At 71.4% G+C, this 12,911-nt stretch carries 9 protein-coding genes; all 9 read left to right on the forward strand.

Annotation, left to right across the window (positions count from 1 at the left end; all coding sequences use genetic code 11):
• Positions 1-47 precede the first annotated feature (47 nt).
• Entirely contained in the window at positions 48-1,019 is a 972-nt protein-coding gene (locus ACO1X9_RS07225; RefSeq protein WP_486350146.1) for an AAA family ATPase, read from the forward strand.
• Entirely contained in the window at positions 1,016-2,440 is a 1,425-nt protein-coding gene (locus tag ACO1X9_RS07230) for a DUF58 domain-containing protein (protein WP_486350147.1), read from the forward strand. Before ACO1X9_RS07225 ends, ACO1X9_RS07230 begins: the two co-directional genes overlap by 4 nt.
• A complete protein-coding gene (locus ACO1X9_RS07235) occupies positions 2,437-4,746 on the forward strand; it encodes a transglutaminase-like domain-containing protein (RefSeq protein ID WP_486350148.1) in 2,310 nt (769 codons plus the stop codon). Before ACO1X9_RS07230 ends, ACO1X9_RS07235 begins: the two co-directional genes overlap by 4 nt.
• Positions 4,743-5,864, forward strand: coding sequence for a double zinc ribbon domain-containing protein (locus tag ACO1X9_RS07240; protein ID WP_486350149.1), 1,122 nt, complete (start codon positions 4,743-4,745; stop codon positions 5,862-5,864). Before ACO1X9_RS07235 ends, ACO1X9_RS07240 begins: the two co-directional genes overlap by 4 nt.
• An 87-nt stretch (positions 5,865-5,951) precedes the next feature.
• The gene (locus tag ACO1X9_RS07245) at positions 5,952-8,606 is read left to right on the forward strand and encodes an FtsK/SpoIIIE domain-containing protein (protein ID WP_486350150.1); all 2,655 of its coding nucleotides are present in this window, start codon (positions 5,952-5,954) and stop codon (positions 8,604-8,606) included.
• Positions 8,607-8,754: 148 nt separating this feature from the next.
• Complete coding sequence (locus ACO1X9_RS07250; protein WP_486350151.1) at positions 8,755-9,966, forward strand: ABC transporter substrate-binding protein; 1,212 nt, start codon at positions 8,755-8,757, stop codon at positions 9,964-9,966.
• 1 nt (position 9,967) lies between these two features.
• On the forward strand, positions 9,968-11,164 hold the full coding sequence (locus ACO1X9_RS07255; RefSeq protein WP_486350152.1) for an ABC transporter ATP-binding protein: 1,197 nt from the start codon (positions 9,968-9,970) through the stop codon (positions 11,162-11,164).
• Complete coding sequence (locus ACO1X9_RS07260; protein WP_486350153.1) at positions 11,164-12,090, forward strand: ABC transporter permease; 927 nt, start codon at positions 11,164-11,166, stop codon at positions 12,088-12,090. Before ACO1X9_RS07255 ends, ACO1X9_RS07260 begins: the two co-directional genes overlap by 1 nt.
• Positions 12,090-12,902, forward strand: a complete 813-nt coding sequence (locus tag ACO1X9_RS07265; protein WP_486350154.1) for an ABC transporter permease — start codon at positions 12,090-12,092, stop codon at positions 12,900-12,902. Before ACO1X9_RS07260 ends, ACO1X9_RS07265 begins: the two co-directional genes overlap by 1 nt.
• Positions 12,903-12,911 lie beyond the last annotated feature (9 nt).

The following is a 12,911-nucleotide window of genomic DNA, read 5'->3' on the forward strand; positions in this document are numbered from 1 at the left end:
CGATCGATCGCCCCGCCCCGCCAGTCCGTCCCGGAAGGACACCGAGCATGACCATGACCCCCGAGCAGGCCTCCGCGTTCCAGGAGACCTTCGGGCGCCTCGTCGCCAACGTCGAACAGGTGCTCCTGGGCAAGACCTTCGTCATCCGGCTCGGCCTCGTCGCGCTGTTCAGCGAGGGTCACCTGCTGCTCGAGGACTTCCCGGGCACCGGCAAGACGTCGATGGCGCGCGCGATCGCCCAGAGCGTCGCCGGAACCCACAACCGCATCCAGTTCACCCCCGACCTCCTGCCCGGCGACATCACGGGCGTGAGCGTGTACGACCAGAAGACGCAGACCTTCGAATTCCACCGAGGGCCGATCTTCGCCAACATCGTGCTCGCCGACGAGATCAACCGCGCGTCGCCGAAGACGCAGGCGGCGCTCCTCGAGGTGATGGAGGAGGGTCGCGTCACGGTCGACGGCGAGACGCATCCCGCCTCGTCGCCGTTCATGGTCATCGCGACCCAGAATCCGATCGAGCAGGCCGGCACCTACCGGCTCCCCGAAGCACAGCTCGACCGTTTCCTGCTGAAGGCGTCGATCGGCTATCCCGACCACGCCTCGACCCTGCGCATCCTCGAGGGGTCCGACGTCAAGGCGCACGAGGTGACGCTCAGCCCCGTCGTGACCGCGGATGCCGTGCTCGAGATGGCCGCGCTCGCCCGGCAGGTGCATGTCGACCCGAGCGTCAACGACTACGTGTCGCGGCTCGTGGAAGCCACGCGCACGGCGACCGAGGTGCGCCTCGGAGTGAGCGTGCGCGGCGCTCTCGCCCTCATCCGCAGCGCGAAGACCCTCGCGGCCGCGAGCGGACGGCACTACGTCATCCCCGACGACGTGAAGTCGCTCGCGGAGCCCGTGCTCGCGCACCGCCTCATGCTCGACCCGGAGGCCGAGTTCGACGGCGTCACGACGTCGGGCATCATCGGCCAGCTCCTGCTCGAGACCGCGCCGCCGAGCGACCGGCAGGCCGTGTGAGCGCACCCCGTCCCAAGCGGCAGAGCCGCGCGTCGCGCAGCCGTCGTGGTCCGCGGATCACGACGGCGACGCGCGCGGATCCGCTCACGCAGTCCGGCACCGCCGGCCTCGCCAACACGCGCACCCGCATCGTGGGTGCGCGTACCGGTGTGCTCGCGGACGCCGTGGTCGCCGTCGTACGGTTCCTCGCCGTCGCGGGGGAGACGACGGCCCGCGTCGGAAGTCGCGTCGCGGCGGTCGTCACGCCGCTCGGCTGGGTCATGCTGGGGGTGATCCCGGCGGCGTTGCTCGCGGGCTACACCCTGGGCTGGATGGAGCTCGTCGCCGTCGGCTGGGCCGGGATCGTGCTCGCGGTGATCGCGGCGCTCTACCTCATCGGCCGCTCGCCGTTCCGTGTGGGTCTCGACCTCCCGCACCGTCGAGTCGTCGTCGGCGACCCCGCCCGCGGGGCCGTCACGCTGCGCAACCCGACGGGGCGTCGGGTTCTCGGGGTGAAGGTCGAGATCCCGGTCGGCGTCGGCCTCGCCGAGCTCGCGATGCCGAGCCTCAGGGCCGGCGCCTCGTTCACGAACGAGTTCGCCGTCCCGACCCTGCGCCGCGGAGTCATCCCGATCGGACCCGTTCGCACGGTGCGCGCCGACCCGATCGGCCTCGTCCGTCGCGAACTCGTCTGGACCGAGACCGAAGAACTGGTCGTGCACCCGCGCACTGTCGGCATCCCGTCGACGTCGACCGGTCTGATCCGCGACCTCGAGGGCTCGCCGACGCGCGACCTCACCTCGAGCGACGTCGCGTTCCACGCCCTGCGCGAATACCAGGCGGGTGATGAGCGTCGCTACATCCACTGGAAGTCGACCGCGAAGACGGGCACCTACATGGTGCGGCAGTTCGAGCAGACCCGCCGCAGCCACCTCGTCGTCGCGCTGTCGCTCGCCACGTCGGACTACGCGAGCGAGGAGGAGTTCGAGCTCGCGGTGAGCGTCGCCGGGTCGCTCGGTGTGCGTGCGATCCGCGACGGTCGCACCGTCTCCGTCGTCGTCAGCACGATCACGCCCGAGTTCGCCAAGCGCAAGACCTACGCCGTGCGTCCCCTCGCGACGCACGTACCCGCCCGCCTGCTCGACGATCTCGCGGTCGTCGAGGTCGCGAGCGCGGCCCTCGGTATCCGCGACGTGGGACGCATCGCCGCCGAGGACAACGTCGGCATCTCCGTCGCGTTCCTCGTCTGCGGGTCGCTCGCGACGCCGTCCGAGTTGCGCGCGGCCTCGCACTCGTTCCCCGTCGACGTCGGCGTCGTCGCGATCGTCTGCGACCCCGACGCGGTTCCCGGATTCCGTCGCGTCGCGGGGCTCAGCGTGCTCACGATCGGCTACCTCGAAGACCTGCGCGTCGCGCTCGCCCGAACGGCGGCCGTCGCGTGAGGCCCCCGCGCACGGTCCGCGGCACGATCCTCGATGTCGTCCTGATCTGGACGATGACCGGCATCGCCGCCGCGACGTTCTGGCCCGTCTACCGCGACAGCTCCTTCGTCGTGATGGCCGTCGGCGCGGTGCTCTCGGGCACGCTCGTGGCGCTCCTGGGGGCGCGCTTCCGCTGGCCGTCGTTCGTCGTGTTGCTCGCTGCCGTGGTCGTCCTGTTCGTCGCCGGGGTGCCGCTCGCCATCCCGGCCCGCGCGATCGCCGGGGTGCTGCCGAGCTGGGAGGGCGTGGTCGACCTCGCCGGAGCGATCGTGTTCGGCTGGAAGCAATTGCTCACGATCACCCTCCCGGTCGGCGACTACCAAGCGCTGCTCGTGCCGGCGTTCGTGCTGCTCTACGCGTCGACCCTCGTCTCCGTCACGATCGCGACGCGCGCGCGATTCCCCGAACTCTCCGTCATTCCTCCGATCGTCGTCTTCCTCGTCGCGATCGCGTTCGGACCCGACGAGGCGCTCTGGCCCATCCCGCTCGCCCTCGGACTCCTGGCCGCCGTGCTCGTCTTCCTCGTGTTGCAGCGCTGGCGTCGGCGTCGCGCGGCGATCTCGACCCTCGCCCGCTCGACGCCCGACGCCGACGGTCGCCCGCTCGAGACCGCAGGCGATGCCGTGCTCGGCATCCGCACGATCGTCGCGGGCGGACTGATCCTCGCCGTCGCGGGGGCCTCCTCGATCGCCGTGTCGGCCGCGCTGCCGGTGACGGGCGAGCGCGACGTGCTGCGGACGGCCGTCGTGCAACCGTTCGACCCGCGCGACTACGCGAGCCCGCTCGCGGGCTTCCGCCGCTACCTGCGCGACGATCGTGTCGACGCCGTCCTGCTCCGCGTCGAGGGGCTCCCCGACGACGCGCGGCTGCGGATCGCGACGCTCGACAGCTACGACGGCGTCGTCTACGCCGTCGGCAGTGCGACGATCGACAGCGCCTCGGGAACGTTCGTGCGCATCCCGCAGTCCGTCGATCAGTCGGAGGTCGAGGGCGACCCGGTGGCGGTCGACGTCGAAGTCGTCGGGTACTCCGGCGTCTGGGTGCCGACCGTCGGGGCCTTCGAGTCGATCGCCTTCTCGGGCTCGCGGCCCGTGACACTCACCGACGCCTTCTATTACAACGACACGAGCGGCACTGCCGCGGTGCTGGGCGGCCTCGCCGCAGGTGACACGTACCGACTCGAGGCCGTGCTTCCCGACCAGCCCACGGCATCCCAGCTCTCCGACGTCACGCCGGGGAGCGCGGAGGTGCCGCGGATCGCGGAACTGCCGGAGGAGCTCGCCCTCTACCTCGAGGAACGCGTGCGCGCGCTCACCGATCCGGGAGCCCGGCTGGCCGCGATGCTCGAGGCGCTGCGCACCGACGGCTACATCAGCCACGGGCTCGACGAGGACGAGCCGCCGAGCCGCTCCGGTCACGCCGCCGATCGTCTCGTCGAGCTCGTCACCGCGTCGCGCATGATCGGCGATGCGGAGCAGTATGCGGTCGCCGCGGCGCTCATGGCACGTCAGCTCGGTTTCCCCGCGCGCGTCGTCTTCGGCTTCGCGCCCGACGAGGGTGTCGTGCGCGGCGACGACGTCACGGCCTGGATCGAGGTCGACACCGCGCAATACGGCTGGGTCGCCATCGATCCGGTACCCGAGGAGCGCCCGATCCCGGAGGAGGAGCCCGAGGAGGACAGCCAGGTCGCGCGCCCGCCGTCGATCGTCCCGCCGCCGCCGGACCGTCCCGACCCGCAGGCCGAGCAGAACGCGCCCGACAGCACGCAGGAGGATCCGGACGTGCTCGACCCGCTGCTCGTCGTGCTGCTCGCGGTCGCGCGCGCCGTCGGCATCAGCCTGATCGTGCTCGCGATCGTGCTCGCGCCTTTCCTGCTCATCGTCGTGGCCAAGGCCCGCCGCCGACGTCTGCGGCGTACGGCGTCCACGGTCGTGCAACGCATCCGCGGTGGGTGGGACGAGTTCGCCGACGCCGTGATCGACCACGGCTACGACGCACCGCCCGCGGCCACCCGCTCGGAGCTCGCGGCCGTCGCCGGCGGGCTCCCGTCGCGCGTTCTCGCTGCCGTCGCCGACCGCGCGGTCTTCGCTCCGGAGAGCGCCGACGAGGTCGACGCCGACCGTGTCTGGGATGCCGTCGCCGACCTCCGCGCGTCCCTCGATCTGGGGCTCACCCGGCGGCAGCGACTTCGAGCTCTGATCTCCCTCCGATCCCTCGGTGCCTATAGTGTTCGGAGTCTGCTGCGGCGCGAAAGGAGGGAACGATGAACTGCAAAGCCTGCGGAACCGCCCTCCCCGAGGGCGCTCTGTTCTGCGGCGAGTGCGGTCGACCCGTCGATGTCCCCGCCTTCGCACCGCGCCCGCGGGTGCCGATCCCGGCGACGGCGACGTCGCTCCAGTTCAGCTCCGAGCCCGACCCGACGCCGCCGTCGCTCCCGGTCATCGCGTCCGCGAAGGAGAGCGAGTACACCTGCCCTCAGTGCGAGGAGCCGGTCGATGAGGACGATGTCTTCTGCGGCGAGTGCGGCTTCGTGCTGAGCGTGTCGGAGCCGCGCCCACCGCTGTCCGCCTTCGCCCCCGACCTCTCCGACGCCGCCCCGGTTCGGAAGTCGGTCTCCGAGGGCGAGATCAGCGCGAAGCCCGAGCCGGAGCCCGAGCCGGAGCCCGAGCCCGAGCCGGAGCCGGAGCCCGAGCCCGAGCCCGAGGCGGAGGCCATCCCGGAGCCGGAGCCCATCTCGGAGCCGGAGCCGGAGCCGGAACCCGAGGCGGAACCCGAGGCCCAAGCCATCCTCGAACCGGAACCGGAACCGGAACCGGAACCGGAACCCGAACCCGAACCCGAGCCCGCCCCCGAACCCGAACCCGAACCCGCGCCCGAACCCGATCCTGAACCTCAGACGGGGCAGATCGCGGTCCCGCCGCGCGACGCGCTCTTCGGCGGCGCACCCGCGCCCAAGAAGCCGCTCCGGGAGGTCCCCGATCCGTTCCCGTGGGGGAAGGACTCGCGTGGCGCCACGATCGATCTCGAGGCGACGCGCATCGTCGCCGGGGCACTTCCCGAGGAGCGCTTCGTGCTGCAGTTCAGCACCGGCGAGAGCGTCACGGTGTCGGGCGCCGGCCTCGTCGGTCGCAACCCGGCCGCCCAGCCGGGGGAGTTCGTCGACCAGCTCGTGACCATCTTCGACGCCGGCAAGTCGGTGTCGAAGACGCACCTCGAGTTCGGTCAGGACAGCGGCCGGTTCTGGGTGAGCGATCGCTATTCGACGAACGGATCGACCGTGCGGCAACCCGACCTCGAGCCGAAGCGCTGCGAGCCCGGTCGACGCTACTTCGTGGCCCGGGGCACGCGCGTCGACATCGGCGAGCAGTTCTTCGTCGTCAGCTGATCCCTCCCCGCAGCGCCCGCGCGGCAGCCATCCACCGATCGCGGTCGGCGCAGGTCGCCGAAGGATGTCGTCGACAACGCTGTCCTCGTGATCGATTCGCCGGCCGTCCGCATCCCGGGCCCCGTCGCCGCGGGTGAACCGCCTCGCACCGCCTTCCCCGTGGTCGCGACGATCGCGCCGGTGGTCGTCTCGGTGGCGCTCTTCACGGTCACCGGCTCTCCGTTCATGTTGCTGATGGCGGGGCTCGGCCCGGTCATCGCCGTCGCGACCTTCGCCGACGGGCGGCGGCAGCGGCGACGGGCGCGTCGCGAGTCCATCGCACGCTTCCAGGGGGAGCTGTCGGCCGCGCGCGACCTGGCGCTCAGGGCGTGCGCTGCGGAGCTCGCGCGTCGACGGTCATTCGTGTCCTTCGAGCCGGCCTGGGGGCGCGGTGAGGCGACGGTGTTCGCGGTGACACGCGGCGACGTCCCGAGCGGGGTCGAGCTCGCGGGCATCGATCGCGCCGACGTCGCCCCCGCGCTCGTCGAGCTGCGGCGCGAGGTCGCCCTCCTGCCCGGGGCGCCGGTGCTCCGCCCCGCAGCCGGATCCTTCGCGGTCGCGGGTCCGCGGGTCGCGTCGGCCGCCGCGGCGCGCACGCTCGCGCTGCGGCTCGCGGCGCGGCTCTCTCCCGGGGAGGCGACGCTCGTGGCGCCCGTCGACGAGCGCTGGACGTGCTCCCTTCCGCATGCCGTCGACTCCGGCCCGTCCGGCGCCTACCGCTGGAGGGTCGCTGATCGCGAGCTGTCGATCACGTGGGCGTCGCCACCCGAGCCGGGAGCATCTCCCCTCGAGGCGCTTCGTTCCGACGCGACGACGCGAGTCGCCGCCCATCGTGTCGCGTCCTCGCTGACCGAGGCGGCCCGTTCGGCGGGGCTCTCCGCGCCGGGCGGCGAGCTTCCTCCGTCGGTCGCGCTGTCGACCCTCCTCGCCGACACCGGGCTCCCGCGCACCGGGCTCTCGGCGCCGCTCGGCGTCGACGGCAGGGGCGCATTCATCCTCGATCTCGTCGCCGACGGGCCGCACGCGGTCGTGGCGGGCACGACCGGGTCGGGCAAGAGCGAACTGCTCGTCTCGTGGGTGCTCGGCATGGCGTCGGGGCGTTCTCCCGCCGACGTCTCGTTCGTACTCGTCGATTTCAAAGGCGGGGCCGCGTTCGCCTCACTCGACGGCCTTCCGCACGTGCTCGGCACCCTCAGCGATCTCGACGAGCGTCTCGCCCGCCGGGCGATCGAGTCCCTGCGCGCCGAGGTGCTGCGCCGCGAGCGCGTGCTCGCCGCGGCCGGCGTCCGCGCGATCGACGAGCTGGCACCGGGCGTCCTCGCGCGACTCGTGGTCGTGGTCGACGAGTTCGCCGCACTGCTCGCCGAGCGTGCCGACCTGCACACCTTGTTCGCCGACCTCGCCGCGCGCGGGCGATCGCTGGGGGTGCACCTGGTGCTGTGCACGCAGAGGCCTGCCGGTGTCGTGCGGGATGCGGTGCTCGCCAACATCGCGGTGCGCGTCGCCCTTCGCGTCGCCGACCGGGGCGACAGCCTCGGGCTCCTCGGCGACGATGCCGCGGCCCGACTTCCGGCCTCGCCCAAGGGCAGGGCGGTCGTCGTCGACGGCTCGGGCGTGCGTCGCACGGTGCAGATCGCTCTCGCGGATGGCGCCGACGTCGCACGCCTCGCCGCCGCGACCCCCGCGGGTGGCGCTCCGCGCCCGTGGTGCGACCCGCTGCCCGCTGTCGTGCCGCACGACGCACTCCCGCCGGCGGGGGAGGGCATCCCGTTCGGGCTCCTCGACCTCCCCGCGGAGCAGCGGCAGCCGACGGCTGCGCTGCGCGCCCGCGACGGGCACCTCCTCGTGCTCGGGGCGACGGGGGCGGGTCGCACGACCGCGCTCGCGTCGCTCGCTGCGGGCGCGGGTGAGGCGGCGCGGTGGCTCCCGGCCGATCCGGTCGGGCTGTGGGCCGTGCTCACCGAGGCCGGCGCTCTCCCCGACGGCGCCGTCCTGCTCGCCGACGACCTCGACCTGACGCTCACGCGGTGCGGCTCCGACCACGCCGTCGAACTCGCCGAGCTCTTCGCCCGGCTCCTGCGCGAAGCCCCGGCCCGCGGCATCCGCGTCGCCGCCGCCGTCCGCCGCCTCGCGGCACCCGTGCACGCGCTCGCGCCCCTCTTCGGGTCGCGACTCCTCCTGCGCCTCGGCGGTCGCGACGAGCACGTGCTCGCGGGAGGCGACGGCGCACTGTTCGATCCCCACGCGTCGCCGGGTGCCGGATCCTGGGAGGGTGCCGCCGTCCAGGTGGCGCTGCCCCCGGACACCGTGCGGTGCGAGCTCGCCGTGCCTCCACCCGCCGTCGCCCGGGTCCCTGCCCGCGGTGAACTCGCGATCGTCGCCGCGCGGCCGGGGGAGCTCGTCGACCTCTGGAACCGAGACCGCGTGCGGGTGCGCGTGCTCGGCGTCCCCGATGACGGCCCGACCGTCGATCCGGGACGCACGGTCGTGCTCGGCGACCCCGACGCCTGGCAGGCAGACTGGGCGGAGCTCGCCCGAGCACGACGAGAGCTCCCGCTCGTGATCCACGGGTGCTCTCCCGCGGAGCTGCGCACGCTCACGCGGTCGCGGGGGATGCCGCCACCACTCCGCGACGGCGAGGTCTGGCTCGTCGAGCAGGGACGGGTTCGCCGCGCGGTGCTCGACGTCGCCACCGACGGATGACGCGGCGGTGATGCCGCATTGCTATCGAATCCGCAGTTGACGGGCCGAATGACAGCGGAAAACGTAAAATCTGTGTGACGGAACCGGCGAATAGTTCCGTCAGGGGTCGTCGCTGTGCCAGGATCGGGGTCAGCCGGAAGGAGACCCCATGACCCGCACGCTCCCCGAGGATCCGCTGATCCGTCGCCTCGTCCAGCAGGCTCGCGCCTCGCAGGTCTCCCGTCGAGCGGTGCTCGCCGGCGGCGTCGGCGGTGCCACCGCCCTCGCGCTGGCCGCCTGTGCGCCCGGCACGTCCGGTGCGCCGGGCCCGGCCACCGACCAGTCGGATTCCGACAAGAACGTCACCTGGGCGAACTGGCCCGGCTACATGGACGAAGACGAGGCCGGCGGCTACCCGACGCTCGAGGCGTTCAGCGAGCGCACCGGCATCGCGGTCGACTACAAGGTCGACATCAACGACAACAACGAGTACTTCGCGACCGTGCGCGACCAGCTCGCCCTCGGCCAAGACATCGGTGCCGACCTCATCACGCTCACCGACTGGATGGCGGGCCGCCTCATCGGCCTCGGCTTCGTGCAGGAACTCGACGACGCCAACATCCCGAACAAGGCGAACCTCTTCCCCGATCTGCTGAACGTCGGCTTCGACCCGGGTCGCAAGTTCTCGCTGCCGTGGCAGGGCGGGTTCGCCGGCCTGTGCTGGAACAAGGAGGCGCTGCCGAACGGTCTGCGCACCCTCGAAGACCTCTGGGCGCCGGAGCTCGCCGGCCGCATCGTCGTGCTCAGCGAGATGCGCGACACGATGGGCCTCATCCTGCTCGACCAGGGCGTCGACATCTCGGGCGACTTCGACGAGGACGACTTCAACAACGCTCTCGACATCTTCCGCGAGAAGGTCACGAGCGGTCAGATCGGCGCGGTGCGGGGCAACTCGTACACGCAAGACCTGATCAACGGCGACGCCGTGGCCGGCATCGTCTGGTCGGGCGACGTGACGCTCGTCAACGGCGAGCTCGGCAGCGACCTCTTCGAGTTCGCGATCCCGGAGTCCGGCGGCACGCTGTGGAACGACAACCTGCAGATCCCGATCGGCTCGCCGCGCAAGAAGAACGCCGAGACCCTCATCGACTACTACTACGAGCCCGAGGTCGCGGCGGAGGTCGCCCTCTGGGTGAACTACATCACGCCGGTCGTCGGCGCGCGCGAAGCGGCGGTCGCGATCGACCCCGAAGCCGCCGAGAACCAGCTCATCTTCCCCAACGAGGAGACCCTCTCCCAGGTGAAGACGTTCCGGCCGCTCTCGGGCGCCGAGGAGCAGTCGTTCAGCACGGCGTTCCAGTCCGTTCTCGTGGGTGCCTGACGTGAGCGCGGGGACGGCTCCGTCGGGAGCCGACCTCGAGCTCGACAGCGTCAGCAAGCGGTTCCCCGGCTTCACGGCGCTGCAGGAGTTGAATCTCACGATCCCCGCGGGTTCGTTCTTCGCCCTGCTCGGACCGTCGGGGTGCGGCAAGACGACGACCCTGCGCATCGTCGCGGGCCTCGAGTCGCCGACGCAGGGCCGCGTGCTCCTCGGCGACAAGGACATCACGCGCATGCCGCCTCACAAGCGGCCGGTCAACACGGTGTTCCAGAGCTACGCGCTGTTCCCGCACATGACGATCCTCGAGAACGTCGCGTTCGGCCTGCGGCGGCAGGGGGCGAAGGATGCCCTCGCGCGTGCCCGCGAAGCGCTGCGGATGGTCGAGCTCGAGCACGTCGCGGCCCGCAAGCCCGCGCAGCTCTCCGGTGGTCAGCAACAGCGCGTCGCGCTCGCGCGCGCGGTCGTGAACCGTCCGGCGCTGCTGCTGCTCGACGAGCCGCTCGGTGCGCTCGATCTGAAGCTGCGTCGTCAGATGCAGGTCGAGCTCAAGGACATCCAGACCGAGGTCGGCATCACGTTCCTCCACGTCACGCACGACCAGGAGGAGGCCATGACGATGGCCGACACGATCGCGGTGATGAACAAGGGTCGGATCGAGCAGCTCGGCGCACCCGCGGAGCTCTACGAGCTCCCGCGCACGGCGTTCGTGGCGAACTTCCTCGGCCAGTCCAACCTCTTCACGGGTCCGGTGGTCTCGTCGAAGGGCGACACGATCGTCGTCGACGTCGCGGGCCGCAGGGTCGCGGTGCCGCGCGACCGTGCGCAGCGGCATGCGGGCGATGTGACGATCGGCGTCCGCCCCGAGAAGCTGCGCCTGCACACGACCGAGCCGGCGCCGGAGGCGGGCGTGAACGTGCTCGGCCCCGGTCGCGTGCACGACGTCTCGTTCAGCGGAGTCAGCACGCAGTATCTCGTCGGCGTTCCGGGCCTCGGCTCGATCACGGTGTTCGCGCAGAACCTGGCGAGCGGGCCGGCCGTGTCCGACGGCGCTGAGGTGTGGGTGACCTGGTCGGTCGATCACGGTTTCGGTCTCGCCGACGAACCGGCCGACGAGCCGCGTTTCGACCCGGACGACGACACGCAGGCGATCGCCATCGCGCAGCGCAAGCGCATCGAGGCCGAGCTCGAGGACGCCTGATGGCGTTCGGTGCCTTCGGGGCCGCCCCCGGTGCGGTCGACGTCGACGTCGCGCCGACCCGGAGGAGCCCCGTCGCGCTCGTGCTCCTGCTGCCCGGTTTCGCCTACCTCGCGCTGTTCTTCGTCGTGCCGTTCGTGTCACTCGTCATCACGAGCTTCCAGGCACCCGATCCGATGGGCTTCGGCTCGCCCGGGATGTACGTCAACGCGTTCCGCTGGGAGAACTACACCGAGGCGATCACGCAGTTCTGGCCGCAGATCGTGCGCTCGTTCCTCTACGCCCTCGCGGCGACGGCGATCGCGCTCCTCATCGGCTACCCGCTCGCCTACTTCATCGGCGTCAAGCTGCGACGGTTCAAGCTGCTCCAGGCTCTGCTGCTCGTGCTCGTCATCGCGCCGTTCTTCATCAGCTTCCTGCTGCGCACGTTCGCCTGGAAGCAGATCCTCTCCGACAACGGCCCCGTCGTGACCGTGCTGCAGTCGCTCACGATCCTCCCCGACGACGCGCGGATCACCGGAACCCCGTTCGCGGTGATCTTCGGCCTCGCCTACAACTTCATCCCGTTCATGACGCTCCCGATCTACACCTCGCTCGAGCGACTCGACCTGCGTTACGTCGAGGCCGGCGGTGATCTCTACGCGAGCCCGATCACGACGTTCTTCCGCGTCACGCTGCCGCTGTCGATGCCGGGTGTCGTGTCCGGCACGCTGCTGACCTTCATCCCCGCGTCGGGCGACTACATCAATGCGAGCTCCGACTTCCTCGGCTCGTCCGAGACCTCCATGGTCGGCAACGTCATCGAGACCTGGTTCCTCGACGTGCAGGCCTATCCCACGGCCGCCGCGCTCTCGATCACGCTCATGGCCGTCATCCTGCTGCTCGTCGGTTTGTACGTGCGCCGCGCCGGCACGAAGGATCTCGTCTGATGCGCGGCGTGCGGTTCGGCGTGGGGTCGGTCGGCCTCACCATCTACGCGGTGCTCGCCTTCGTGCTGCTGCTGACGCCCATCGTCTACACGATCGTCTTCTCGTTCAACGACACCGTGAAGTCGAACATCGTCTGGCGCGGGTTCACGCTCGACAACTGGACGTCGGTGTGCGTCGTCGAGAACGGCGCGGTGTGCGCCGCCTTCGGTTCGAGCATCCTCGTCGGCGCGGTCGCGACGGTCGGAGCCACGGTGCTCGGCACGGCGATCGCGATCGCGCTCGTGCGGTACCGCTTCCGCTTCCGGTCCGCCGCGACGCTGCTCATCTTCCTGCCGATGGCGACACCCGAGGTCGTCATGGGTGCGGGCCTCGCGGCGCAGTTCCTCGCGGCGGGCATCCCGAAGGGCATCGGCACGATCATCCTGGCCCACGTGCTGTTCTGCATCAGCTTCGTCGTCGTCACCGTGCGGGCCCGTGTCTCGAGCCTCGACCCGGCGATCGAGGAGGCGGGCCGCGACCTCTACGCGAGTCCCGCCCAGGTGTGGTGGCGGGTGACGTTCCCGCTCCTGCTGCCGGGCATCGTCGCCGCGGCGCTGCTGTCGTTCGCGCTGTCGTTCGACGACTACATCATCACGAACTTCAACGCCGGTGCCGCCGAGACGTTCCCGCTCTACGTGTACACGGCGGCCGCGCGCGGCATGCCTGCGGAGGCGAACGTCGTCGCGAGTGCGGTCTTCATCCTCGCGATCGTGCTCGTGATCGGCTCGCAGCTCGCTCGCGCCGCCCGCGAGAAACGACTCGCGCGGGGCTGACGCGCGGGG

The sequence above is a fragment of the Pseudolysinimonas sp. genome, from assembly GCF_057350545.1.